Here is a 24483-nt window from a genome sequence, read left to right as displayed (position 1 = left end):
TCCTCAGCTCCGGCGTTTCATGTACAGATCGAAAGCGTGGTACAGGACACGGGAGATCGGCAGATCCCACTCGCCCACGTACTCCACGGCATGCCCCCCGGTGCCCAGCTTGAACCGGATCAGCCCGGCATGCGGATCGGACTCATCCAGTGTGTCCGTGATGCCGCGCAGATCGTAGATGTCACAACCGTCTTCCAGCGCGTCCTGGATCATCCGCCACTGCACGGCGTTGGAACCGCGGAACTCGCGCTTCTCGGTCGACGACGCCCCGTACGAGTACCACGCGTGGGCGCCGACCCTGGCCATGGTGGTGGCCGCGATCAGGTCTCCTTCGTGGTGGGCGAGGTAGAGCCGGAGACGGTCCGGCGCCTCCGCGGTCATCGCCTCCCACATGCCGGTGAAGTAGCTCATCGGCCGCGGAGCGAAGCCATCGCGCTGCGCGGTCTCGGCGTAGAGCCGATAGAAGTCCGGAAGATCGTCGGTGGTGCCGAGGCTCACGACGACACCCGACTTGTCCGCCTTCTTGATGTTGCGCCGCCACAGCTGATTGAAACCGCGCAAGACGTCGTCCTCGGTGCGGTCCCGCAACGACATCTGGAACACGTAGCGAGGCTGACCGGCACCGAAGCCCGACTCGTCGGCCGGGGCGCGCCAGCCCGCGTCGGCGAGCTGCCGGGTGATAGCGGCACCGACCTCCGTGGTCTCATCGGCCGGAACCTCGCGCAGACGCGTGACCGACGTGTCGGCGAGTGCGGTCTTCAACGTCGCATTGCTCCAGACGCGCGTCGTGACGAGAGGCCCCATCCGCAGGCCGAAAGCGCCGAACGCCTTCACATGCGCGACCAGCGGATCCAGCCAGCGCTTCAGGTCACCGGCCTTGGCGGTGGACTCCCAGTCGATGGCGGGGCCCTCCGGGAGGTAGGCCAGGTAACGGCGGAGCTTGGGCGCCTGCCGGTAGAGGATGAGTCCACAGCCGACGAGCTCGTCGCCGTCGAACCAGCCGACGGACTCCGCCTTCCAGTCTCGCTTGACCTGCGCCCACGCCGGCGTCTGCAGGAAGCTGACCGAGGGTCGCGCGGCTATCGCGGCGAGGTGTTCGTCGCGTGAGATCGGCCGGACGGTGAGTTCGGAGCTGTATGTCACGGACGATCAGGCTACCTGCCGTGCAGATAATCGCGTAGTGCGGTGAGGTCGTCTCCTTCGCCGGATTTCGCTCCGGGCGTCTCCAGGATGACGGGGGCGTCGGCCGCCCGCACGACGTCGGCGATGGGGGCCAGGCCGATGGTGCCTTCACCCAGGTTGGCGTGCCGGTCCGCGCCGGAGTCGAACTCGTCCCGGCTGTCGTTCGCATGGACCAGGTCGATGCGGCCCGTGATGGCCATGATCTTGTCCACGACGTCGGCGAGATCCAGCCCGGCCGCGAAGGCGTGGCAGGTGTCGAGGCAGAAGCCGAGGCCGTGCTCGGCGACGGCGTCCCAGACCCGGGCGATGCGATCCAGCTTCCGAGCCATGGCCGCGTCGCCGCCGGCGGTGTTCTCGATGAAGACCGGGATCTTCGCGTCCAGGCGCTCCGCGCACTTGCGCCAGTTGTCGACGCCGACCTCGGGATCGTCTCCCTTGAGCACGTGACCGCCGTGGATGACCAAGCCCTTGGCGCCGATCTCGGCGGCGAGGTCCACCTGCTGTTGCAGGAGCTTGCGGCTCGGTATCCGGATGCGGTTGTTGGTAGTGGCGACGTTGAGTACGTAGGGCGCGTGCACGTAGAGGTCGATGTCGGCGTCGGCGGCAGCCTTACGCAGGGCTTCGGCCCCGCCGGGATAGGCCACCGTGGGCGCCTTCCAGCCCTGCGGATCGCCGAGGAAGAACTGGACGGCGTTCGCCTTGCGCGCCTGGGCGCCGGCGATGGGGTCGTCCTTGGCGACGTGTGCTCCGATACGTAACTCGACCATGGACACGACGCTATCGCGGGCGACCGACATTCGAGCGATGTACTCCGCTGTTACGCCGACGTGGCAGGGACTGCTTTTCCTCTGCTTCGTTCGTATCCTGGCCGTTCCACTGGTACGCTTGCTCGCGGCTTGGTTGCGTGGCTAGGTGTGAGCCTATGATCGGCACCGTCACACGGCGGTTCACTCATATGCGGTTCGCACGCGCACCTTAGCCGTGACGTCATAGCCCTCCTGCCACGGAGAGACCGTGGCCGTGAAGACCACAGGAGGTGATCCGGCAATGCGTCATTACGAGGTCATGGTGATCCTGGACCCCGAGTCCGAGGAGCGCACCGTAGCCCCGACCCTCGAGGAGTACCTCGGCGTCGTCCGCGAGGCCGGTGGCTCGGTCGAGAAAGTCGACATCTGGGGCCGCCGTAAGCTCGCCTACGAGATCAACAAGAAGAACGAGGGCATCTACGCGGTGCTCGACGTGACCTGTGAGGCCGAGACCATCGCCGAGCTCGATCGCCAGCTCGGGCTGTCCGAATCGGTGCTGCGCACCAAGGTCGTCCGGCCAGAGGCGAACTGATTCGAGCTTGGGGCCTTCTCGCGGGCCTCCGCACGAACAACCCGACCATAGGGAGCCATCCATGGCAGGCGAGACCATCATCACCATCGTCGGTAACCTGACCGACGACCCCGAGCTGCGCTTCACACCCAGCGGTGCCGCGGTCGCGAACTTCACGATCGCGTCCACGCCACGCACGTTCAACCGGCAGACGAACACCTGGGAGGACGGCGAAGCGCTGTTCATGCGCTGCTCCGCGTGGCGCCAGGCGGCGGAGAACATCGCGGAGTCGCTGCAGCGCGGCATGCGCGTCGTGGCCCAGGGCCGGCTGCGGCAGCGATCGTTCGAGACACAGGACGGTCAGAAGCGCACGGTGGTGGAGATGGAGGTCGACGAGATCGGCCCGAGCCTGCGCTTCGCCACGGCGAAGGTCACCCGCACCCAGCGCCAAGGCGGCGGTGGCGGCTTCGGCGGCGGAGCTCCGCAGCAGGGCGGCGGGAGCGACCCGTGGGCCACGTCCGCTCCGGCGGGTGCGCCGACCGGGCCGGCTCCCAACGACCCCTGGGCGGGCGGCGGTGGCGCGGCCGAAGAGCCGCCGTTCTAGGCACCCATATCTGATTCATCCATGTGACCACCCCATCCCGGTCCGCCGCGTCGGCGGTGACCGGGCTCTTCGAAGGAGAGCACCACGATGGCTACCCCTCCGGTGCGCAAGCCGAAGAAGAAGGTTTGCGCATTCTGCAAGGAAGATGTCGACTACGTCGACTACAAGGACACGAACCTGCTGCGGAAGTACATCTCCGACCGCGGCAAGATCCGTGCCCGCCGAGTCAGCGGCAACTGCACACGTCACCAGCGTGATGTTGCCGTCGCTATCAAGAATGCCCGCGAGGTGGCGCTGCTTCCGTACACCTCGACGGCGCGCTGAGGAAGGCTGGTTGACATGAAGCTCATCCTGACTCAGGAGGTTTCCGGCCTCGGTGCCGCTGGCGACGTCGTCGAGGTCAAGGGCGGCTACGGCCGCAACTACCTGATCCCGCAGGGCTACGCCATGGCGTGGACCAAGGGCGCACAGAAGGAGATCGACGCGATCCGGCGGGCTCGGTCCAGCCGCGAGATCGCCGACCTGGACACGGCCCGCGAGGTGAAGGCCAAGCTCGAGGAGTCTGCGATCCGGCTGTCTGCCAAGGCGGGCGACACCGGCCGTCTGTTCGGTGCGATCACCCCGGCCGACATCGTCTCCGCCGTGACCGCGGCCGGTGGTCCGGCCGTCGACAAGCGGCGGATCGAGGTCGGCAAGCCGATCAAGACGATCGGTGAGCACCGGGTCACGGTCCGGCTGCACCCCGAGGTCACCGCCGACGTCCGGCTGAACGTCGTCGGTTCCTGACCCCGCGCCCGCGCCCTAAATGATCATGTGAAGTAGGTTTTCTCGTGCCGTACCAGGTCTGTATGCATGGTGGTGCACGAGAAAACCTACCAAACATGATCATTTAGGTGTCAGGAGCGGCGGAAAATTCGGACGAGGACACGGAGCGCGAGGATCGCGCTGATGACCAGCAGGTTGTAACCGATGAGCTCGTGTAGGCCGATGTCCGTGGTGACCGCCGGGCCGCCGCCTAGACCGAGCAGGATGACCGCCATGATGCCGGTGGTGGCCGCGATGAAGGCCACCAGAGTTTCGTGCAACAGGCCGGTGATGACCGCCCGATCGCGCTCGTCGGCGAGCAACCGTACATTCACCCCGAGCCGGCCGTGTTCGGCGGCGTTCGCAATCCGCTCGACCCGGCGCGGGAGTCTCCGCAGCACGGGGACGAGCCGGGCCAACTCGTCGGTTGCGGACTGTTTGAGTTGTTCCGGTCCGAGCTGTTCGGCCATGTAGTCGCTGGCCAGCGCGCGAGTCTCGGTGATCAGGTTGAACCCCGGGGCTACCGTGCTGAGCGTCCCCTCCGCGGTGGCAAGCGTCCGGAAGACCGCTGCCACCTCTGGTGGGATCGACAAGCCGTGGTCGGCGACGATGCGGAACAGATCGCCGAACATGCGCGCACTCGGCGTACCCGCCCCGCTGACGTGCCGGGCCAGGAACCGCCCGAGGTCACGCTCTAGCCGCTGTTCGTCGATCTCATCCGGTCGGGGTACCAGCTCGAGCAGCGCGTCGCTGACCGCGAGCGGATCACCACTGTCGACGCCGAGCAGCAACCGTTGCAGGGCCTCCCGAAGCGAGCCGTCGAGCCGCCCGACCGAGCCGAAGTCCAACAGGCCGAGCCGTCCGTCGTCCAGTAGCAGCACATTGCCGCCGTGTGGGTCGGCGTGGAACACACCGGCGTCGATGATCTGGTGGAATAGGACGCTCAGCAGTGAGCGGGCGATGTCGGCCCGAGATAGGCCGAGCCGTTCGATCTCCGGTCCTGCCGCGTTCAACGGAGTGCCCCGCAGCCGTTCCATGACCAGCACGCGCTCGGTGGTGAGCTGCGCGTGGACGCGGGGAAGCCGTACGCCGGTGCCCGCCGGGTGCGCCTCGGCGACGGCGACGATGTTGTCGGCCTCGACGCGATAGTCCAGCTCCTCCCGGATCGCGGCGGCTAGGCCGTCGGCCAGGGTGGACAGCCCCATGCCGCGTGCCCAGTCGGTGCCGCTCTCCAAACGCGTGGCGAGCCGGGCGGCGATGTCCAGGTCGCGTTCGACGACGGGCCGGATCCCTGGCCGCTGCACCTTCACCACGACCTCGTCGCCGGAGTGCAGACGGGCGACGTGCACCTGGCCCACCGACGCGGCCGCCAGAGGCGTCGGATCGATGTCGGCGAAGATCTCGGTGGCGGGTGCACCGAGCTCGTGGCGCAGCACGGCCTCCACCTCCGGCCAGGGCACCGGCTCGGCGTCGTCCTGCAGGCTGGCCAGCTCGGCGACGATCTCGGACGGCAGCATGTCCCGCCGGGTTGCCATTATCTGGCCCATCTTGACGAACGTGACACCGCCTCGGTTCAGGGTGGCGGTGAGCGCACGTCCGAGTTGGGCACGACCGCTGGGTACGGCCAGAGCGCGGCGTCGGCCACCCCGGATATAAGGACCCAGGCCGTGCCGGACCGCGATGCCGACGATCTGCCAGTAACGACGGGCCCGCTTGAACCGGGCGCGCAGGCCGCGGCCCCACACCCGCGCCGGCGGGATCGAGCCGAGCGGCGCGAAGGCTTCTATGACGACGATGAACGCCATGGACGCGAGCACGATGCAGACGAGCGAGAGCAGGAAGAACCAGAACGTCGTCCCGTCGAAGTCGATCTGCGGGTCTGGATCGTCGGGCGGGGGCGCGAACGGACCGAGAATCCCGATCATGATGAACGGGCCGACGATCAGTGCGAATATCCCGGCCAGCAGCAACCGGACCGCGCCCAGCCGGATACCGAGCAGGCGCTGCGCCGCCATGCCCACGATCAGCGCCATGACGAAGCCGAAGATCAGTACCGTGGGCAGAGCGAGCACGTGCATGAGCGAGCAGTCCCCCGTTTGCGTGGCGGTGTGGCGGTGTGGCGGTGGGGCCGCGAGGGTGAGAGGGCGGTGATGACGGGCTGGCATCAGCAATGCCGCCGACAGGCCACCGCTCATCATCATCGCAGCGTGTTTGTGTCCGTCGACAGTGTGGCAGCTCGTGCGTGTCCCGCGACGGCGACATACAGGAGTGCCGGGGTTTTCTCCATCCAAGGGGATGCAGGATTGCCGGGGAGAGAGGGCTCCATCCGGCGATGTCCGCGATGACCGCCATGGGTGGCCTCAGCGGACGGCGCCGGTGACCGCCCAGGTGCCGCTGCGTTCGCGCAGCTCCAGCGTGATCAGGCGGGCGAGCGTCCATACCCCGATGGCCAGCCACAGCGCTACGATCCCGGTGGTCCCGGACAGGTCGAGCAGCATCACGGCGAGCGCCGCGGGCAGGAAGATCACGACCGAGACGACCGAAGCCCAGGCCAGATAGCGACCGTCGCCGGCGCCGATCAGCACACCGTCCAGGACGAACACCCATCCGGCCAGCGGCTGGAGCACCGCCGCCACGATCAGCGCGGCGACGAGCAGTGATCGTACCTCGGGGTCCTCGGTGAAGATCCGGGCGTAGACGGAACCGACCGCGAGCACGGCCACGGTCAGGCCGAAGCCACACAACACGCCCCACTGCACCATGCGGCGTGTGATCGAGCGGGCTTCCGCCACGTCGTCGGCTCCAAGCGACCGGCCGACGAGAGCCTGGGCGGCGATGGCGATGGCGTCCAGGATCAGCGCGAGCAGCGTCCACGTGGTGAACGCAACCTGATGCGCGGCCAGTTCGGCCGTGCCCAGCCTGGTGGCGACGACGGTGGTGAAGATCAGTGCGACGCGCATGGCGGCGGTACGGATGAGCAGGGGCACGCCGGCACCGAAGGAACGACGGACGCCGCGCCAATGCGGTCGGACGGACACGGCGTGCCGGCGTGCGGCCCGGGTGACCACCATGATGAACACCGTGGCCATCGCGGTCTGGGCGATGACGGTGCCGATGGCCGAACCGGCGATGCCCCAACCCAGGCCGTGCACGAGGACGATGTTGAGTACGACGTTCCCGGCGGCTCCGCTCGCCGCCACGTACAGCGGCGTTCGGGTGTCTTGCAGGCCGCGGAGGACCCCGGTGGCGGCCAGCACCAGCAGCATGGACGGGATGCCGAGGAGACTGATGCGCAGGTATGTCTCGGCGTGGCCGGCGACGCCGGGCTCCGGCCCGAACCAGTCGACCACCCATGGCGTGAGCGGCCACCCGACGGCGAGCGTTCCGGCGCCGATCAGGATGGCCAGCCAGCAGCCGTCGATGCCCGATCGCAATGCACCCGGAAGGTCGTTCGCGCCCAGCATCCGGGCGACGGCCGCCGTGGTGCCGTAGGCGAGGAAGATCGAGACGTTGACGAGCGTGGACAGGACGGTCGCGGCGATGCCCAAGCCGGCCAGTTGCGGCGTGCCGAGGCGGCCGACGATGGCCGAGTCGGCGAGCAAGAAGAGCGGCTCGGCGATGAGGGCACCCAGGGCCGGTAGCGCGAGGCGGAGGATTTCGCTGTCCGCCGGATGACGCCGCAGCGCCTGCGGCCTTCGCGGCCGGCGCGGCCGGCGTGGCCGGCGTGGCCTGCGCGGCCTGAGTCCGCCGGGCACGGGGCTGGGGTCGGGTGTGGACATGGCAGTAGTGACGGTATGTGTCGGTACTGACAGCCGTGGATGATGTCTCGGATCATGAGATGGTTGCCTGTGGATATTCGTCCACAGGCGGTGGAGGGCGTTGGCGCTGGTGAGTGGGGGGTGTGGGGGGCGGGCGGGGACATATCGGGCGCCTTGTCCCCAGGGTTGTCCACACCTGGGGATGATCGTTTCCGCAGCCGACCTGCGGCTCGCGTGCGGCTGTCCACACGCCGTGCACAGGCCTGTGTGTGTCGGGCTTGGATTGGTGCGGCGACGGCCCTACGGTCTCAGTGGCGAGCGATGTACGAGGAGACGGGTCAGTGCGGCGATCAGCGACCGACGGCAAGTGTCAGTGGCAGCTGTTAGAACAGATGTATGAGTTGATCGCTGCGAAGGGGGTGCTCGGTGAGCGTCACTGAACTTCCGAACCGTGATGATGCTCCGGTCGAGGGCTATGGCCTGACCCCGCCTCAGGACGTCGCTGCGGAGCAGTCGGTTCTCGGCGCCATGTTGCTGTCCAAGGACGCGGTCGCCGACGTCGTCGAGATCTTGCGCGGCGTGGACTTCTACCGCCCCGCGCATGAGATGGTCTACGAAGCCATCCTCGATCTCTATGGTCGCGGTGAGCCGGCGGATGCCGTCACGGTCGCCGCCGCGCTGCAGAAGAGCGGTGAACTCGGTCGCGTCGGTGGCGCCCCTTACCTGCACACTCTCGTCTCCTCCGTGCCGTCGGCCGCGAACGCCGGCTACTACGCCAACATCGTTCGCGAGCGGGCGATCCTGCGTCGGCTGGTCGAGGCGGGTACCCGGATCACACAGATGGGGTACACGGCGGATGGCGATGCCGATGAGATCGCCGACCGTGCTCAAGCTGAGGTCTATTCGGTCACCGAACGTCGCGCCGCGGAGGACTACGCACCGCTCTCCGACATCATGGAGGGCGCTCTCGACGAGATCGAGGCGATCGGCTCGCGCGGCGGGGAGATGGTCGGGGTGCCGACGGGCTTCGCGGACCTCGACACGCTGACCAATGGCCTGCATCCCGGACAGATGATCATCGTCGCTGCCCGACCTGCCGTCGGCAAGGCGCTGGCGTTGGACACGCCGTTGCCGACTCCCACCGGCTGGACCACCATGGGTGAGGTCCAGGTCGGTGACATGTTGATCGGCGCCGACGGCAAGCCGACTCGCGTGGTCGCGGCAACGGAGGTGATGGAGGGCCGTCCTTGTTACGAGGTCGAGTTCTCCGACGGCTCGGTCATCGTCGCCGACGCCGAACATCAGTGGGCTATAACATCACGTGCTAGCCGACGAGCTGCGTCCGAGCGGCGCAAGCCGCGCTGCTACTACCCGCAAGACGCGATAGAGCGCGTCTGTGCGGCTGCCCACATGGCTGAGGCAGAGGATCACAGGAACGTCACCACCAAAGATCTAGTCGCGGAGGTAGGCGGTGAGCTTCGTAACGCCATTCAGCAGGCCGTTGCGAATTGCGGTGCCGTAGCCCGGGAGGTCCGGAAGGTCTCCGGGCCGAAGCGCGCCTACCTCGGGTCCGCTCCGGTCTACTCAAGAGAGAGATCGTTGGGGGTACTCGCCGATCGAGTGTCCCGTCCCATCGGGAGTTCACAGGCCGCTCAGCACCAAGCTGTAGTCACCACTGAACAGATCGCAGAGACCCTTCGTTGCAGCTCTGCAGATCGGCGACTCGATTACGCGGTGGAACTTGCGAAACCGTTCGACCTTCCTGAGCGCGATCTCCTGCTGCCGCCTTACACGTTAGGAGTTTGGCTTGGCGACGGGCATAGTGCTCAGGCTCGGTTCACCTCCGACGATCCCGAGATTGCTGACGAGATCAGAAACGAGGGCCTGCGCGTCGAAGAACACGGCAGGCGGCTCTACTCACTTCACTTGCCCGAGACGCCGGTTGCGGAACGAAGCTGCGTCGTGTGCGGCACGACTTTCGTGCCCGCAACGTCTCAGGTTCGGACGTGCGGGAAGTCGTGCGGTGGACGAGCTCGGCTCGTATCAGAACCGGTACCTCCACCTTCCTGCCCGGACTGTGGTCGGCGGTCTTCAGGGCTTCGGCGTTGTCAGTCGTGCCATCTTCGTCACGGCAGCGTGACGGGGATCTTGAAGACGCTCGGCGTAATGGGAGACAAGCGAATACCGACGGAATATCTCCGGGCATCTGTCGCTCAACGTCGCGCATTGTTGGCTGGCTTGCTTGACACTGACGGATATATCGACCGCGGGGGCGTTGTACAGTTCGCGGTAACGAACAGAAGGCTCGCTGAGGATGTGCGTGAGCTGGTGCATTCTCTTGGCTACCGGAGCCGCATGACGACGAAGAGGGTCAAGGGGCGGTCTGAGGCGTCGTCTACGTCGTACTGCGTCACCTTTACCCCCCGTGATCCGGTCTTTCGGTTGCGTCGAAAGCTGGAACGTCAGCGGTTGGGTGAAGGGCCTTCGGCGCGGACCATCGTCGACGTCCGGCCGATTCAGTCGGTGCCGGTTCGGTGTGTCCAGGTCGATGCGGACGATCACCTATACCTTGCGGGGCCGTCATGCATACCCACACATAACTCGACGATCGGGTTGGATATCGCCCGTGCGGCGTCGATCAAGAACCAGCTCACATCGGTGATCTTCTCGCTGGAGATGAGCCGGAACGAGATCACGATGCGGTTGCTCTCGGCCGAGGGGAAGGTCCCGCTGCACCATATGCGAGCCGGTCAGATGAGTGACGACGACTGGAACCGGATCGCGCGCTGCACCGGCGAGGTCTCGAGTGCCCCGTTGTTCATCGACGACTCGCCGAACATGACCATGATGGAGATCCGAGCCAAGTGCCGGCGGCTCAAGCAACGCCACGATCTGCGGCTGGTCATCGTCGACTATCTCCAGCTGATGACGAGCGGGAAGAAGGTGGAGAGCCGGCAGCAAGAGGTCTCGGAGTTCTCCCGGTCGCTGAAGCTGCTGGCCAAGGAGCTAGAGGTTCCCGTCGTGGCGATCTGTCAGCTGAACCGTGGCCCAGAGCAGAGAACGGACAAGAAGCCCATGTTGTCCGACCTTCGCGAGTCGGGCAGCTTGGAGCAGGATGCCGACATGGTCATCCTGCTCCACCGGGAGGACGCGTACGAGAAGGAGTCTCCCCGAGCCGGGGAGGCGGACTTCATCGTCGCCAAGCACCGTAACGGTCCGACGGCAACCATCACCGTCGCCTTCCAGGGCCACTACAGCCGGTTCGTCGATATGGCTCAGTAGCGCTGCAGGGCGTCAGCGAAATTCGTCGACATGCGCGGCGACCCACTCGGCGAAAGTGGTACCGGGACGACCCATGACGTTCTCGAACGTGGCCGAGACGGGCTGCGGACTCGTGGCCAGCTCGGCTGTGCCGTCGACGTACCACGCCGCGTACTCACCCATTGCGGGTGTCAGCTGCTCGACCGCCTCATCACGGCCGACCCGGAGAACGGGGACGTCCCGCCCGAGCGCGGCGGCGATCCGGTCGATCAGCTCTCGACGGCTGAGCGTCTCCGGACCTGTGAGCAGGTACGACTGTCCTTCATGGTTCTCGCCGAGGAGGCAGGTGGCGGCGATTCTCGCCACGTCGTCCATGGCGATCGGCGCATTGGCGGCATCCGGGTAGGCATCGCGGACCATTCCGGTTCTGCGGACCTGCTCGGCCCAGACAGTGCTGTTCTCCATGAACTCACCTGGCCAGAGATGGGTCCAGCTCGCACCCGACTCCTCGACCGCTTTGGCGACCGAGTACCACCAGCTCTCTTCCGGCCCGGACAGGTCGACGATATGCCGCACGCCCGCCTGGGCGGCGAGCGCGGCGGCCGCGGCCGCCGTCTCCGGTGCTGGGGCCAGGTACATCCGGTCCACGCCGTGGAGGGCAGGTGGCAGGCTCTCCGGTCGGCCGACATATCCCTCAACCACGTGCACTGAGGCCGGAAGTGCGGCCTTGGTGGGGTTGGTGGTGAGGGCTCGGACGTCGTCGGCTCCGGCCGCCAGGAGCTGATCGACGACGCGCCGGCCCACGCTGCCTGTCGCGCCGGTGACAAGAATCGCCATAACAATAGCGTACGACGTACGCGTCTCTGCGTCCAGTGTACGCACTTCATCCCCGGTCTTCGCACGACGACTGTCCAGACGCCGCTGCGTCGTGTGCCACACACGCGAGGTGATTGACCAGGGCGCGCGAGGTCAGTCGGAGAAGATGTAGCGGTCGACGAACTCGTTGCGGAAGACGCCGGCGGGATCGTACGAGCGGGCGAGGTCCCGGAAGTCGTCGAGGCGCGGGTACCGCGAGCGCACGGCCTCAGGCGGCATCGTGAACACCTTGCCCCAATGCGGGACGACGTCGAACTCGGCGAGTGCGTGCTCGATCTCAGGCAACACCGCCTGTACGGCAGCCGCATCCTTGATCCAGGTGAAGTGGAAGCCGACCATATCGCGCTGATAGCAAGGGCTGAGCCAGATGCCGTCGGCAGCGATGGTGCGGATCTCCGAGACCTGGAGCACCGGAGCGAACCGTTGCCGGATCCGGTCCAATGCCCGGATGGCAGCGAGCGCGTCGGAGCGGGCGACAAAATACTCAGACTGCAGCTCCTCGCCGGCGCTGGGAGTGAAATCCAGCCGGAAGTGCGGCAGGCGCTCGTGCCATGGTCCCGCCACGCCCAGCTGCTGCGTGCAGTACTCCGGCGGCATGCCCGGCAATGGATGTCGCTGCTCTTCGGCTCGCGTGGCGCCGAACCAGGAGGGACCACCGGACCATTCGTCATGGTCGGTCCGGTGCTTCACCCAGATGTGATCGATGCTCGATGCTTGCCAACGGGTGAACAGGCTCACGCTGTAGGCACCGGAGAGGATCTCGTCGAGGTGGTCGTCTAGAGCGTCGACTGGCAGGTCGTCGTAGACGATCTGCTGGACCTGGTAGGTCGGCTCGATGGACAGTGTCATTCCCACCACGACACCGAGTGCGCCCAATGCCACTACCGTGCCGCTGAATCCGTCGTCGTCGGCGCCCACGGTGACCAGGTCGCCGTCCGTGGTGACGATGTCGACGGACGAGACGGCGGTGGCGAGGTTGCCGTTGGTGGGCCCGGAACCGTGCGTCGCGGTTGCGCAGGAGCCGGCGACCGAGATGTGCGGGAGCGAACCGAGGTTGTGTAGCGCGTAGCCGGCGGCGTGCAGTTGCTGGCTCAGTTCGCCGTATCGCACGCCGGCCGGTACGGTCACAGACGCAGTGTGAGCGTTAACAGCCACGTCCCCGGGCAGGTCGGACAGCGAGACCAGGTCCCCGTCCGTGTCCGCGATCGAGTTGAACGAGTGGCCGCTGCCCAGCACACGCATCCGGCTGCTGCGCGCTACCAGCTTGCGGAGCTCCTCAATCGACGCCGGACGCTGGACATGTTCCACGTGGAACGTCAGATTCCCGGCCCAGTTGGTCGGTCGTTGGCTCATGCGTGTCCTTCTCTCGGCGGTCGCGGTGCGTGCGGTCCGGAATGGTCGTCCTTCCAGTATCGCCGCATGCCGATGGGCTCGAACCGGGACCCTGGCGGCTCAGCGCCGCCGGACACGTCACGGCGCTGTTCGGGGTCGAACCGCTCGGGCGGCTGCTGCAATCCGCGCCGCCGCCCGAGCGATGGTTCGTTCACCAGGCTGGATCCAGCTGAGTCCAACTACGCAGGCTGAGGTCGTCGAGATCGTTCACCTGCAGCCCGTCGTACCACAGCGTGTAGAGGGAGTCGCCGATGACCATCGAGCGCAGAACCGGCTCCCACAGGTACTCCTCGAATTCCGCATCCGTTGCCTGCCTCTGGCCGCCGTGCCGGATGATGCCCTGCTCGGTGACCGTGTCGCCGTCGAGGGTCACCACCAGCGCCCCGCCCGGTTCCATCACGTATCCGGCGCCGTCGTCTTCCACGGTCTCGAAACCGGAGATCGGCACCACCACCTGGCTGGTCTCAGGCCAGAACAGGAAGGCATGCGGATTGACCTCGACGTCGCTCCATGCCCCCTCGACCACGTGACCGTCGAGCTTGCGCGGATCCGACGGATCGCTGACGTCGAACAGCGAGACCTGCGTGCCGACGGCTTGGCCCTCCGACGTCGCCTCCTGGCCGACGCCCAGCAACCGCCCGTCGTCGACGCCGTGCAGATAGGAGGAGTAGCCGGTGATCTTCAGCTCGCCCTCCACCGACGGGTTCGCCGGATCGGAAAGGTCGAGTACATACAGCGGGTCGATCTGCCGGAAGGTGACCACGTAGGCGGTGTCGCCGAAGTACCGGACAGCGTAGATGTCCTCGCCCTTGCCGAGGCCGCCCACCTCTCCGGCCTGTACCAGCTCGTCTCCCTGCTCGGTCAGCGTGATCAGCTGGCTCTCGCTACGACGGTCGTCGCCCACGCGCGTCGTCGTCGCCACACGCAGGACGCCCTCGTGCTCCGACATCGCGTACGGTCCGATGATGCCCCCGTCTACCTCACCGGAGGCTCGGTAGCGGGCCGGTTCGTCACCGCCGATGTCGAACGAGTGGATACCCGTGCTTTCCACCATTGGCCAACCCGGCGCGATGTCGACAGCAGCGTCGTCCATCGGCGCGACCTCATCCGGCGTACCCCAGTTCGCGGTGGCCACGTACAGCTGATCGGCGCTGGCGTAAACGGTCTCGCCGCTGCTGAGCACGGCCACCGCGTCGCCGTCGGTCAGCTCGTCCAATCCGAGGGTGAGCACGCTGATCACCGAGAAGCCGGCGAACTCCGGCGGCCGGTTCAGATCGCCGCACTGCACCAGCAGTCCGCTGGACTCCTCCCCGCCGGCGTCCAGCCGGTAGGACGGCAGCCAGTCCTCGATGGTCGAGTCGGCGACGATGTCCCGGTTCCGTTCGATCAACTCGTCCTCGTCGCGGTTCCAGTCCTTCTCGTCCATCGGAAAGACCAGCCCGGGTTGGGAACTGGTGACCAGGCGCACCGTGCCGTCGACCATCCGTGCATCGAGGTAGTCGCCGTCGATCTCCAGCGTGGAGGCGATGGAAGGGCTGGCGGGATCCGACAGATCCACCAGGTGGACGGTCGTGGTGGATCGTTCCCAACCCATGTCCGAGTACGCGGCGTCGGCGGCCATGGGCATCCAGCCGCGGACGAAGACCACGGCGCGATCGCCCGCCAGGAGCAACTCGGCATCCGCGTAATCGTCACTGAGCTGCAGACTGCCGATCTCCTGCGGCTGATCGCCGCTGGTATCGATGACCCGGAGTTCGGAACCGACCGTCGTGACTATCCGGCGACCGTCGGTCTTCACGATGTCCGGCTCGTCGACACCCTTCTCCTGAACGTTGGTGGTGGAATACGAAGATCCACCCGAGTCGTCGGAGCCGGCCGCGCTGTCGTCGCCGTCCGCGGCGACCGCCCGATCTTCTGCGGCACCTTCCTCCTCGAGGACATCGACGCCGTACCACGAGTCGTGTAGCCCCCAGGGGCCGATGCGCTCGTCCGCCTCGCGTTTCAGGTGGTCGAGCGCGTCCGAGCAGTCCCCGAAGGAGACCAGGCCGGACGCCGCTGCTTCGTCGGCGGGCAGCACGTTGACCGCGACCAGCGCACTGGCAGCGACGCCACATCCGAGAAGAATGCCGGTGTATTTCCGCATATCACTTCGACGCCTTCCCCCCGATTTCGGTTGCCACCCCCGACACCCCGCCTAAATGATCATGTTTGGTAGGTCTTCTCGTGCTCTACCATGTCTGCAGACCTGTTGAGGCACGAGAAAACCCACTTCACATGATCATTTAGGCCGGGGCGCGTGTCAGGTGGAGTGGCGCATGCTGCGGATGCCGACCAGCAGTCCGAGGGCCGCGAGGAAGGCCGCGGCGCCTGCGCCCTGGAGGACGCCTGCCGCGGCGATCTCGCCGTTGAACAGCAGCCGGCAGGCGTCCACGACATACGTCAGCGGGTTGATGTCGCCCAGCGTCCGAAGCCAGCCCGGCCCGTTGTCCAGCGGCAGCAGGATCCCGGCGAGCAGCAGGAACGGGAACAACAGAGTCTGCTGGATCGTCCAGAACAGCCAGTCCTGATCCTTCGACGCCAGCGCCAGGCTGTACGACAGCGCGCCGATGCCGACGGCCATCACGGCCAGAATCAGGACGGCCAGCGCCGCGCCCGCCAGGTGCAGCTCGAATCCGAACGGCATGCAGACGGCCACGATGATCACCGTCTGCATGACCATCGGCACGATCTCCTTCAGCGCTCGACCGATCAGCAGCGCCGACCGGCGCAACGGCGTGACCAGCATCCGCTCGTGTGAACCCGTCTGCAGTTCGAACAACAGGTTCGAGCCCGTGAATGCCCCGCTGAACAGGCAGGACATGACCACGATCCCCGGCACGAACCATTGCAGCGCAGAACCTTCGCCGGTGCCCGGGAAGTCGGAGAGCAACGGCCCGAACAACCCGAGGAAGACCAGCGGCTGCACCATGGTGAAGACCACCGAGAACGGGTTGCGCAACACCGGAAGGAGTTCCCGCACGAAGACGGTGCCGGTGTCGTGCAACAGGGAGGGGCGTCGCCGATTCGGGCCTGCGGTGCCGGTGAGCGCGGTGTTCGTCTCGCGTGCCGCGACTGTGGTGCTCATGCTGCGATCTCCTGGTTCTGTGTGGTCCGTCCGTCAGCGTCGGCGGCGGCGCGGGCACCGCCGTCAGCACCGCCGTCAGCGCCGGCGTCTGCCGGCTCGGCGCCGCCTTCGCGCAGGCTGCGGCCGGTGAGGTTGAGAAAGACATCGTCCATGGTCGGCCGGGCGACCTCGGCACCGGTGACGGTGACCCCGTCGTTCGCGAGATCCACCAACAACCCGGGCAGCAGCTGTGGCGCGCCGAGTACGCGGATCTCCACGCTCGTGCCGCTCTGGGTGACCTCGGCTCCTGCTGACCGTCGGGCCCGGTCGGCCACCCGCCGTGCGTCGTCCGTGTGGCCGGCCGTCAACGTGATCCGGTCACCGGCATGGTCACGCTTGAGCTGGGTGGGCGAGTCGTCGGCGATGACCCGACCATGGTCGACGACGATCACACGTTCCGCCATCGAATCGGCTTCGTCGAGATAATGAGTGGTCAGCACGACCGTGGTTCCGTACTCGGTGTGCAGGTTGAGGATCTGCTCCTGCAGATTGGCCCGGTTCTGTGGATCCAGCCCGGTCGACGGCTCGTCGAGGAAGAGCAGGTCGGGGGCGTGAATCAGACCCATCGCGATGTCCAGCCGACGACGCTGCCCGCCGGAGAGCGTGGACACCGTGCGGTCGGCCACGGTCTCGAGGCCGAGGGCACTGATCAGCTCGTCCGCTCGTGCTCTGGCCGCCTTACGGCCCATGCCGTAGCACCGGCCCTGGATGACCAGCTCATCGCGCCCGCGCTGGGTGTGCCCGGCGCCGTTGCCCTGGCCGATGTAGCCGATCCGGTGGCGTACCGCTGCCTGCTCGCGCACGACGTCGTGCCCGGCGACCTCCGCCGTGCCCGAGGTCGGCGGCAGCAGCGTGGTCAGCATCCGTAGCGTCGTCGACTTGCCTGCACCGTTCGGGCCCAGCAGAGCCACGAGCTCACCACGCCGCACATGCAGGTCGATGCCGCGAACCGCCTCGACGGTTTCCTTCTTGACCGTGAAATGCCTGGTCAGTCCCTTGGTTTGGATCATTGTGGCGTCCATGGAGACCACGCTATGGTTCATTCAGGCCACTTTCTGACCTGAATGTGAGCGAGTCTGGATTCATGGCGAACACGAGCTCCCGGATGCTGCGGCTACTCTCCCTCCTGCAGACGCATCGATACTGGCCAGGAGGCGAGCTGGCCGAGCGGCTCGAGGTCAGCGAACGCACGCTGCGGCGCGACATCGACCGGCTGCGTGAGCTCGGCTATCCGATCGACGCAAGCCGCGGCGTGGCCGGCGGGTATCAGCTGCAGGCCGGTGCGGCGTTGCCGCCGCTACTGCTGGACGATGACGAGGCGGTGGCGATCGCCGTCGGACTGACCACGGCCGCGGGCGGTGCCGTCAGCGGCATCGAGGAGACGTCGGTGCGGGCGCTGGCGAAGGTCGTTCAGGTCATGCCGCCGAAGCTGCGACGGCGGGTGGATGCACTGCAATCCGCGACCACGCCGGCAGTGTGGGGCAGCGGGCCGACGGTCGACGCGGAGGCTCTCGCCGTCATCGCGTTGACCTGCCGAGACCGCGAGCGGCTGCGTTTCCGGTACACCACCCGTTCCGGTGATGAGGCATCCCGCCTGGTGGAGCCGCACCAGCTGGTCTCACTCGGCCGTCGCTGGTACCTCGTCGCGTGGGATGTCGGCCGGGACGACTGGCGCACATTCCGGATCGACCGGCTGATGGACCCGTTCCCCACCGGGGTGCGGTTCGCACCGCGCGACCTGCCCGCCGAGGACGCGGCCGCTTTCGTCCGCGACAGCCTCGCATCGATCCCCACGCGATACCAGGTCGAGGTGGTGGTGCACGCCAAGGATGCCGAGCTGGCGGATTTCGTCCGGCAATGGGGGACGGTGGAAGCGATCGACGACGCGTCGTGCCGCCTGTCGATGAGCGTCGACGACCTCTGGTGGCCTGCGCTGGTCCTGGGCGCACTGGGTGCGGAGTTCGACGTCGTCAGCCCGCCCGAGCTGACCGGCTACCTGCACGCCATGGGTGTGCTCTTCGTCCGATCCACGGCCGGTTGAGCCGTCGACGGATGTGGGACGCACGGAGCACGCCGGGCATCGCAGAGGTCGCGGAGCGGCCCGGGGAGCCCTGGCGTGCGGGACGTTAGGGTCGGGCCTATGGAGACGAGGACTTTGGGACGTACCGGTCGTGACGTGGGCGTCGTCGGGTTCGGCGCCTGGCAGATCGGCGGCAGCTGGGGCGACGTCAGCGACGACGACGCGAGGGCGACCCTGAACGCCGCCGTCGACGCCGGGGTGACGCTGATCGACACGGCGGACGTCTACGGCGACGGCCGGAGCGAGCGGTTCGTCGGTGAACTGCTCCGGGACCGGCCCGAGGCCGGACTGACCGTGGCGACGAAGATGGGCCGGCGTGCCGACCCGCACACCGCCGACGCCTACACCGTGGACGCGTTCCGGGCGTGGAACGACCGAAGCCGGGAGAATCTCGGCGTCGACACTGTCGACCTGGTTCAACTGCACTGCCCGCCTGCCGAGGTGTACTCACGAGACCGGGTCTTCGATGCGCTGGACACGATGGTGCAGGAGAAGCGGATACGCGCCTATGGCGTCAGCGTCGAGACGTGTGACGAGGCGCTGGCCGCGCTGCGCCGTCCGGGTGTCGCGACGATACAGATCATCCTCAACTGCTTCCGGCAGAAGCCGCTTGATGAGGTACTGCCGGCGGCGGCCGAGGCCGGGGTGGGCATCATCGCCCGTGTTCCGCTGGCCAGCGGCCTGCTGTCCGGCAAGTACGACGAGGCCACGGTCTTCGCGGAGGACGATCATCGTACCTTCAACCGGCAGGGTGAGGCGTTCGACGTGGGTGAGACATTCGCCGGGGTGCCCTTCTCCGACGGCGTCGCTGCCGCGCGCGAGCTGGCCGATCTGACCCCCGAGCACGCCGGCACCGCCCAGCTGGCGTTGCGGTGGATCATCGACCAGCCGGGTGTGTCGGTGGTGATTCCGGGTGCCCGTACGCCGGACCAGGCTCGGGCGAACGCGGCAGCCGCGGCGCTGTCACCGCTCGATGCGCAGACCACGGAGGCGATCCGGAGGATCTACGACGCACGCATCCGTCCGCTGGTGCACGAGCGCTGGTAAGAGCCGTGCCGTCCGGTGGTGGCCGTCGGATGGTGGCCGTCCGGGTAGCGGCAGCCACGCATGATTGATTGGTTCTGGCTCCGGTGGGTATCGATGACGTTGTCGGGGGGCAACGTCGCCCCCCGGCTACGCACCGACGACATGCGATTGGGGGCGCCATTCATGATCGTCTTAGGTGTCATCCTGTTATTGATCGGCTGGTTGGTGGATCTCGGGCTGCTCGTCACGATCGGTACGATCGTGCTCGTCATCGGGCTCGTGCTGTTCGTTCTCGGTGCCGTCGGCCGCCCGGTCGGCGGACGCCGGTTCTATTGGTAGCGCCGCCGGCGCGTCCACCAGGTTGCGTCCTGCACCGCGTGCGTCTGAGCACCCGGGGTGCAGGACGCAATGCAGTGCGGTACGTCAGATGGCGAGCGGGCGGTCGGACGGTGCGACCGGAGCCGGAAGACTCGTCGTTCCGGTCAGGTACCGGTCGACGGCCGCCGCGGCGGCGCGACCCTCTGCGATCGCCCACACGATGAGCGACTGTCCACGTCCGGCGTCGCCGGTGACGAACACCCCGTCTCGCCCGGCGCGATAGTCCTCATCACGGCGGAAGGCACCACGCTCATCCACCTCGATCCCCAGCTGCTCGACCAAACCGCTGTCCGGTTCGGGCCCGGAGAAGCCGAGCGCCAGTAAGACGAGATCGGCGGGGACCACTCGTTCGGTTCCGGGCTGCGGACGGCGGGCCTCGGGTTCCACACCCACCAGGCGCAGCGCCGTGACGTGGCCGCGCTCGTCTCCGTCGAAACGTAGCGTCGACGCCGAGAAGACGCGCACGTCACCGTCCGGACCGGGGAGCGGAACGCCGGAATCGGGCCAGCCTCCGCCGCTGCGCCGAGCCATTTCGCGCGCTTCTTCGTGCGCCGGGGAGACCCGGTAGACCTTCGGATAGGTCGGCCAAGGCTCATGTGGGGCTCGGTCGGCGCCCGGCAGCGGGTTGATGTCCAGCTGCACGATGGAGGCCGCGCCCTGCCGGACCGCGGTGCCGAGGCAGTCCGCCCCGGTATCCCCGCCACCGACGATCACCACATTCCTGCCGGCGGCGTCGATCGGCGAATGGCCGCCGAACTCCCCCTCACAGGCGCGGTTGGCCAGTGGAAGATAGACCATCGCTTGGTGGATGCCCTCGAGTTCTCGCCCCGGTACCGGCAGCTCGCGCCACGCAGTCGCCCCGACGGCGACCACCACGGCGTCGTAGCCGCGCCGGAGTTGCCGCGCGTCGATGTTTCTCCCGACGTCGATACCGGTGCGAAACCTGGTGCCTTCGCTGCGCATCTGCTCGATACGCCGATCGATGTGGTGCTTCTCCATCTTGAATTCCGGGATCCCGTACCGCATGAGGCCGCCGACGCGGCCGTCCCGCTCGAACACGGTCACGGTGTGGCCGATCCGGGTGAGCTGCTGCGCACAGGCCAGGCCGGCCGGGCCGGAACCGATCACCGCCACGGTCTTGCCCGACATACGTTCCGGTATCACCGGCTCCACGTAGCCGCGCTCCCACCCCTGGTCGGCGATGGACATCTCGACGTTCTTGATGGTCACGGCGGGCTGGTCGATGGCAAGGACACAGGCCGGCTCGCACGGCGCCGGGCACAGTCGCCCGGTGAACTCGGGGAAGTTGTTGGTCGCGTGCAGGCGTTCGCTTGCCGCCTCCCAGTCGTCCCGATAGACCAGGTCGTTCCAGTCGGGGATCAGATTGCCCAGCGGGCAACCGCTGTGGCAGAAGGGCACTCCGCAATCCATGCATCGACCAGCTTGGGCGTTGATGATGGGAAGCAGGCTCTGTCCGTCGTAGACCTCGTTCCAGTCTTGGACGCGCTCCGCGACGGGACGGCGCGAACACTCCTGCCGAGGCGTGGTGAGAAAGCCCCTGGGGTCGGCCATGGCAATGACTCCTGCATGACGGCGGCCCTGATGGCGCTGGTCGATGTACGTTGCCACCCTATGTCGCGGATCGGCAACCGGAACAGTACGGAATTCTCACATCGAGCCAGCCCTGCCGGATCGGCGGTTTGGGGCAGGATAGAGAAATGGAGCGTGGTGACGCGGTGGAGGACTTCGAGCTGCCGGATCAGGACGGAAATCTCCGGCGGTTGAGCACGATGCTGGCGGCCGGGCCGGTGGTGCTCTTCTTCTATCCGGCTGCCATGTCCAAGGGATGTACGGCGGAGGTCTGCCGCTTCCGCGATCTGAACGCGGAGTTCGCTGCGGTGGGCGCGCAGCCGGTCGGCGTCAGCGCCGATTCGGTGGACGAGCAGCAACGGTTCGCGGCGGGGAACGACGTGCCGTTCCCGCTGCTCAGCGACCCCGATCGGAAGGTTGCCGCACAGTTCGGCGTGCGCCGGCGGTTCGGACCGATCCCGGTGAAGCGCCACACGTTCGTGATCGGCACGGACGCGCGGGTGGTGGACGTGGTCCGCAGCGAGTTCAGCATGGACATCCACGCCGATCGTGCCCTCGAGGTCCTTGGACAGAACGCCTGACGACCCTGGCGACGACGTCGACCTGACGCTGCTTGGTCCGGTGGCTGCGGCCGCCGGGCGGCGCGGACGTTCCCGCCCCGCCCGGCAACGTATCGATCAGGTCGACCAGTACCAGCTCTGAGCCCCGTATGCGTACTCGACCCGGCTGTCCACGTGGGTATGTGTCGAGTATCGGATGATGCCGCTGAATCCGCTGGTCTTGCTGTACGAGATGACCTGCGACACCGAGCGGTTGGAGATCCTGATGTCGGCCGCGATGCCGTACATGTGCTGGCTGTTCGAGGCGCCGCCGACGTTGGCGTTGTGACTGACGCTGCGGAAGCCCGAGTTGATGATGCAGGCGTTGTTCCCGCCCTTGCGCCGCACGGCCTCGAGCTTGTACATCAGGCGTCGTACGTTCTCCTTCACCGTGGACGAGCCGACCTTGCCACCGCTGAAGCCGCTGCCGTCCTTCGAGTGGAATTCGCTGAACGCGAAGTGGCGGGTCGAGCCGTCGGACGACTCGAGCCAGTTCAGCTGGGCCTGCGTCTCGCTGCCGACGACGCCGTTGACGGTCAGGCCGTATGCGGACTGGAACCGCCGCACCGCGCCTTCGGTGGCCGGTCCGAACTGTCCGTCGATGGCGATGTAGGTCTGCGATGCACTGCTCGCGGCCCAGCCGGCGACGCGGATCTGGAGCTCGCGGACATCGGCACCGCTGTCGCCGTTGCGCAGTGTCCGAGTCCAGTTGTAGGCATGCGCGGCGGGTGTGTAGAGCAGGGAGCCCGCGGTCACGGCTCCCACTGCCACTGCCGCCTGCGAGATGGCGCGACGTCGGCTGATCGAGTGGTCGGAGTCGGGTTGACGAGTCACGATGTGCCTCCCGGGTGATTGACCTTCGACGCGAGGGATCTGCCCCTCCGAGGTCGCAACAGCATGACAGAAATTAGACCAATTGTCGCTACTTTCAGTCGAATTTTCGTTGAACTGCTGTCATGTGCGGGAAAATCTACTGCGCAGCGCAGGATAGTGTGCCTCTTTGCCCGAACAACGCGGGCCTTGGGTGGGAGCCGCTTAGACCACTCTGCGCGCGAGCCGGCCCGTGACGGTGCCCCGTGAACGACGACGGCGGGTCCGCACCTCCTCGGTGCGGACCCGCCGTGGGGTCGTCCGGCGCGGCGGCGCCCCGCCGTGGGCGTGCCGATGACTCAGCGCTGATCGTCAGGCGACTCTGGCGGTTGCTGCGGTTCGCCGGACTCGGTAGGCTGCGGCGCCGCCGGTGGGCTCGGCGGCGCGGCCGGTGGGGTGCTGGGCGATGCCGCAGGGGGTTGCTGGGATCCGGGTTGTTCACCGGATGGCGGCTGGCTCGCGGGCGGCGTACCCGGCTGAGCAGCCGGCGGCTGACCGGCCGGCGGCTGACCGGCGGGCGGCTGCCCCGGCTGTCCCCCATACGGGGCCGCCTGCGGGTACCCACCGGGTGGCGGAGGTGCGTCGGCGCCTGCGGGCGGAGGGAACTGACCCGGCGCCGCAGCCGTGGCGGGCTCGCCGCCGCTCCCCTTCCGGGACAGTGCGAACAACAGGCCTATCAGCCCGGCCAGGACGACACCTCCGATGACGAACCACAGCCAGGTCGGGAAGCCGCCGCCGGCCCCTCCGGAGTCCTTCGCTCGCGCCTCGAACTGGGTGTTGTCGCCGATCTGGGGACGCCAGGTCACGGTCGTGCCGTCCAGCTCACCGTTGTGCTCCAGCACCTCACCGGGGAAGGTGATGGCGATCCGGATGTCGAAGTCGACGTTCTCCATCATGCCCGGCGGGACGTCTTCGAGCTCGCCGGTGTCATCGGTCATATCCATGTTGCCGCTGACGACGAACTCCTCACCCTCCCGGACGATGCTGAACTCCGGGCTGTTGAAGTCGTCCAGGGGTGCTTGGTCATAGCTGATCTGCTGCCCCCGGTACTCGCCGTCGTCGTACTCCTCGACCTCGGCGTATTCGGGGATCTCGTCGCCCTCCGGGCCGGCCATGAAGTCGTCGAAACCCTCGAAGATCTCGTCGGGATCCTCGCCCATCATCCCGGCCATGTCGAGGAAGTCCTGACTGAAGGCCATGACGATGGTCCCCGAGACGGTGTCCTCGCCGTCGTCGGCGTTGATCTCCATGTCAAGATCGATCTTCATACACGAGGTGAGGGCCACAGCCAGTCCCGCCGCCCCGAGAGCACGCAGCACACGTGTTGTCTTCATGGGCGCACAGCTTGTCACAGCGGCACCGATTTCACCATTCGAGCGGGCATCTCGCCGACACTCGTGCTGCGCGACGTTCCAGGAGGCCACGGGCGTGACCTCGATCCCCAGTTCGTTATGCCCGGGCTTGACGTGTTGCTTGACTGTCACCTGCCGGTGCCGATCCGTTGACTCTGGGCAGACGACTGAGCCGGCGGTCGAGGGACGAAAGTCCCGAAACTCGGACACATGCACTGTGTGGCGGGGGAC

The 24483-nt window shown here is 67.1% G+C and carries 23 protein-coding genes; 10 read left to right on the top strand and 13 right to left on the bottom strand.

All coding sequences use genetic code 11. The features are described 5' to 3' along the window. Positions 1-3: 3 nt before the first annotated feature. Complete coding sequence (locus G1H10_RS00620) at positions 4-1143, bottom strand: lipid II:glycine glycyltransferase FemX (RefSeq protein ID WP_163731189.1); 1140 nt, start codon at positions 1141-1143, stop codon at positions 4-6. Between the two features lie 11 nt (positions 1144-1154). Continuing rightward, positions 1155-1949, bottom strand: coding sequence for a deoxyribonuclease IV (locus tag G1H10_RS00615; protein WP_163731186.1), 795 nt, complete (start codon positions 1947-1949; stop codon positions 1155-1157). Between the two features lie 280 nt (positions 1950-2229). On the opposite strand from G1H10_RS00615, the gene rpsF reads away from it, so the two are divergent. The 4 genes from rpsF (at position 2230) to rplI (ending at position 3889) form a co-directional block, all read left to right on the top strand. Further along, on the top strand, positions 2230-2520 hold the full coding sequence (gene rpsF, locus G1H10_RS00610; protein ID WP_163731183.1) for a 30S ribosomal protein S6: 291 nt from the start codon (positions 2230-2232) through the stop codon (positions 2518-2520). Positions 2521-2581: 61 nt separating this feature from the next. Then, on the top strand, positions 2582-3103 hold the full coding sequence (locus tag G1H10_RS00605; protein ID WP_163731182.1) for a single-stranded DNA-binding protein: 522 nt from the start codon (positions 2582-2584) through the stop codon (positions 3101-3103). A gap of 87 nt (positions 3104-3190) precedes the next feature. Continuing rightward, complete coding sequence (gene rpsR / locus G1H10_RS00600; RefSeq protein WP_163731179.1) at positions 3191-3427, top strand: 30S ribosomal protein S18; 237 nt, start codon at positions 3191-3193, stop codon at positions 3425-3427. Positions 3428-3442: 15 nt separating this feature from the next. Next, positions 3443-3889 (top strand): 50S ribosomal protein L9, encoded by a 447-nt coding sequence (gene rplI, locus G1H10_RS00595; RefSeq protein ID WP_163731176.1) that lies wholly within the window; start codon positions 3443-3445, stop codon positions 3887-3889. A gap of 110 nt (positions 3890-3999) precedes the next feature. On the opposite strand, the gene G1H10_RS00590 is transcribed toward rplI, so the two are convergent. Continuing rightward, positions 4000-5985 (bottom strand): ABC1 kinase family protein, encoded by a 1986-nt coding sequence (locus G1H10_RS00590; protein WP_163731173.1) that lies wholly within the window; start codon positions 5983-5985, stop codon positions 4000-4002. A gap of 282 nt (positions 5986-6267) precedes the next feature. After that, complete coding sequence (locus G1H10_RS00585) at positions 6268-7686, bottom strand: MATE family efflux transporter (RefSeq protein WP_163731171.1); 1419 nt, start codon at positions 7684-7686, stop codon at positions 6268-6270. A gap of 405 nt (positions 7687-8091) precedes the next feature. Here G1H10_RS00585 and dnaB point away from each other — a divergent pair, with 405 nt between their 5' ends. Further along, positions 8092-10947, top strand: a complete 2856-nt coding sequence (dnaB, locus tag G1H10_RS00580; protein WP_216852757.1) for a replicative DNA helicase — start codon at positions 8092-8094, stop codon at positions 10945-10947. 12 nt (positions 10948-10959) lie between these two features. Here the strand turns inward: dnaB and G1H10_RS00575 are convergent, their stop codons facing one another. From G1H10_RS00575 to G1H10_RS00550, 6 genes are all read right to left on the bottom strand, one after another. Continuing rightward, complete coding sequence (locus G1H10_RS00575; RefSeq protein WP_163731168.1) at positions 10960-11763, bottom strand: SDR family oxidoreductase; 804 nt, start codon at positions 11761-11763, stop codon at positions 10960-10962. Between the two features lie 132 nt (positions 11764-11895). Further along, positions 11896-13155, bottom strand: a complete 1260-nt coding sequence (locus tag G1H10_RS00570) for an FAD-binding protein (RefSeq protein WP_163731164.1) — start codon at positions 13153-13155, stop codon at positions 11896-11898. Continuing rightward, positions 13152-13349, bottom strand: a complete 198-nt coding sequence (locus G1H10_RS00565) for a hypothetical protein (protein WP_163731161.1) — start codon at positions 13347-13349, stop codon at positions 13152-13154. Before G1H10_RS00565 ends, G1H10_RS00570 begins: the two co-directional genes overlap by 4 nt. Continuing rightward, on the bottom strand, positions 13346-15337 hold the full coding sequence (locus G1H10_RS00560; protein ID WP_163731158.1) for a beta-propeller domain-containing protein: 1992 nt from the start codon (positions 15335-15337) through the stop codon (positions 13346-13348). The genes G1H10_RS00565 and G1H10_RS00560 overlap by 4 nt, the downstream gene beginning before the upstream one ends. 156 nt (positions 15338-15493) lie before the next feature. Next, positions 15494-16318 (bottom strand): ABC transporter permease, encoded by an 825-nt coding sequence (locus G1H10_RS00555; protein ID WP_163731155.1) that lies wholly within the window; start codon positions 16316-16318, stop codon positions 15494-15496. Beyond that, complete coding sequence (locus tag G1H10_RS00550; RefSeq protein ID WP_163732016.1) at positions 16315-17367, bottom strand: ABC transporter ATP-binding protein; 1053 nt, start codon at positions 17365-17367, stop codon at positions 16315-16317. Before G1H10_RS00550 ends, G1H10_RS00555 begins: the two co-directional genes overlap by 4 nt. 74 nt (positions 17368-17441) lie before the next feature. Here G1H10_RS00550 and G1H10_RS00545 point away from each other — a divergent pair, with 74 nt between their 5' ends. The 3 genes from G1H10_RS00545 to G1H10_RS00535 all read left to right on the top strand — a co-directional run bounded on the left by G1H10_RS00545 (position 17442) and on the right by G1H10_RS00535 (position 19802). Then, positions 17442-18398: a helix-turn-helix transcriptional regulator gene (locus G1H10_RS00545; RefSeq protein WP_163731153.1), complete on the top strand. Its 957-nt coding sequence runs from the start codon at positions 17442-17444 to the stop codon at positions 18396-18398. Between the two features lie 99 nt (positions 18399-18497). Further along, positions 18498-19484 (top strand): aldo/keto reductase, encoded by a 987-nt coding sequence (locus G1H10_RS00540; RefSeq protein WP_163731150.1) that lies wholly within the window; start codon positions 18498-18500, stop codon positions 19482-19484. Positions 19485-19577: 93 nt separating this feature from the next. Then, entirely contained in the window at positions 19578-19802 is a 225-nt protein-coding gene (locus G1H10_RS00535) for a hypothetical protein (RefSeq protein WP_163730902.1), read from the top strand. Positions 19803-19886: 84 nt separating this feature from the next. On the opposite strand, the gene G1H10_RS00530 is transcribed toward G1H10_RS00535, so the two are convergent. Beyond that, entirely contained in the window at positions 19887-21413 is a 1527-nt protein-coding gene (locus G1H10_RS00530; RefSeq protein ID WP_163731148.1) for a glutamate synthase subunit beta, read from the bottom strand. A gap of 146 nt (positions 21414-21559) precedes the next feature. Between G1H10_RS00530 and G1H10_RS00525 the strand changes: the two genes are divergently transcribed. Both G1H10_RS00525 and G1H10_RS00520 read left to right on the top strand, forming a co-directional pair. Then, on the top strand, positions 21560-22012 hold the full coding sequence (locus G1H10_RS00525) for a peroxiredoxin (protein WP_163731145.1): 453 nt from the start codon (positions 21560-21562) through the stop codon (positions 22010-22012). Then, entirely contained in the window at positions 21996-22133 is a 138-nt protein-coding gene (locus G1H10_RS00520) for a hypothetical protein (RefSeq protein ID WP_163731142.1), read from the top strand. Before G1H10_RS00525 ends, G1H10_RS00520 begins: the two co-directional genes overlap by 17 nt. Here the strand turns inward: G1H10_RS00520 and G1H10_RS00515 are convergent. Further along, the gene (locus G1H10_RS00515) at positions 22109-22864 is read right to left on the bottom strand and encodes a D-Ala-D-Ala carboxypeptidase family metallohydrolase (protein WP_163731139.1); all 756 of its coding nucleotides are present in this window, start codon (positions 22862-22864) and stop codon (positions 22109-22111) included. The genes G1H10_RS00520 and G1H10_RS00515 overlap by 25 nt on opposite strands. A gap of 335 nt (positions 22865-23199) precedes the next feature. Further along, positions 23200-24234: an LppM family (lipo)protein gene (locus G1H10_RS00510; protein ID WP_163731136.1), complete on the bottom strand. Its 1035-nt coding sequence runs from the start codon at positions 24232-24234 to the stop codon at positions 23200-23202. Between the last annotated feature and the right edge of the window lie 249 nt (positions 24235-24483).

Source organism: Phytoactinopolyspora halotolerans (assembly GCF_010550675.1).
GTDB lineage: Bacteria > Actinomycetota > Actinomycetes > Jiangellales > Jiangellaceae > Phytoactinopolyspora > Phytoactinopolyspora halotolerans.
This window is presented reverse-complemented; position numbering and strand designations above follow the sequence as displayed.

Bases quoted from the DNA above. Each gene is read 5' to 3' on its own strand.
- G1H10_RS00615 (WP_163731186.1), bottom strand. From the start codon at position 1,949: ATGGTCGAGTTACGTATCGGAGCACACGTCGCCAAGGACGACCCCATC.
- rpsF (WP_163731183.1), top strand. From the start codon at position 2,230: ATGCGTCATTACGAGGTCATGGTGATCCTGGACCCCGAGTCCGAGGAG.
- G1H10_RS00605 (WP_163731182.1), top strand. From the start codon at position 2,582: ATGGCAGGCGAGACCATCATCACCATCGTCGGTAACCTGACCGACGAC.
- rpsR (WP_163731179.1), top strand. From the start codon at position 3,191: ATGGCTACCCCTCCGGTGCGCAAGCCGAAGAAGAAGGTTTGCGCATTC.
- rplI (WP_163731176.1), top strand. From the start codon at position 3,443: ATGAAGCTCATCCTGACTCAGGAGGTTTCCGGCCTCGGTGCCGCTGGC.
- G1H10_RS00590 (WP_163731173.1), bottom strand. From the start codon at position 5,985: ATGCACGTGCTCGCTCTGCCCACGGTACTGATCTTCGGCTTCGTCATG.
- G1H10_RS00585 (WP_163731171.1), bottom strand. From the start codon at position 7,686: ATGTCCACACCCGACCCCAGCCCCGTGCCCGGCGGACTCAGGCCGCGC.
- G1H10_RS00575 (WP_163731168.1), bottom strand. From the start codon at position 11,763: ATGGCGATTCTTGTCACCGGCGCGACAGGCAGCGTGGGCCGGCGCGTC.
- G1H10_RS00570 (WP_163731164.1), bottom strand. From the start codon at position 13,155: ATGAGCCAACGACCGACCAACTGGGCCGGGAATCTGACGTTCCACGTG.
- G1H10_RS00560 (WP_163731158.1), bottom strand. From the start codon at position 15,337: ATGCGGAAATACACCGGCATTCTTCTCGGATGTGGCGTCGCTGCCAGT.
- G1H10_RS00555 (WP_163731155.1), bottom strand. From the start codon at position 16,318: ATGAGCACCACAGTCGCGGCACGCGAGACGAACACCGCGCTCACCGGC.
- G1H10_RS00550 (WP_163732016.1), bottom strand. From the start codon at position 17,367: ATGATCCAAACCAAGGGACTGACCAGGCATTTCACGGTCAAGAAGGAA.
- G1H10_RS00545 (WP_163731153.1), top strand. From the start codon at position 17,442: ATGGCGAACACGAGCTCCCGGATGCTGCGGCTACTCTCCCTCCTGCAG.
- G1H10_RS00540 (WP_163731150.1), top strand. From the start codon at position 18,498: ATGGAGACGAGGACTTTGGGACGTACCGGTCGTGACGTGGGCGTCGTC.
- G1H10_RS00535 (WP_163730902.1), top strand. From the start codon at position 19,578: ATGACGTTGTCGGGGGGCAACGTCGCCCCCCGGCTACGCACCGACGAC.
- G1H10_RS00530 (WP_163731148.1), bottom strand. From the start codon at position 21,413: ATGGCCGACCCCAGGGGCTTTCTCACCACGCCTCGGCAGGAGTGTTCG.
- G1H10_RS00525 (WP_163731145.1), top strand. From the start codon at position 21,560: ATGGAGCGTGGTGACGCGGTGGAGGACTTCGAGCTGCCGGATCAGGAC.
- G1H10_RS00510 (WP_163731136.1), bottom strand. From the start codon at position 24,234: ATGAAGACAACACGTGTGCTGCGTGCTCTCGGGGCGGCGGGACTGGCT.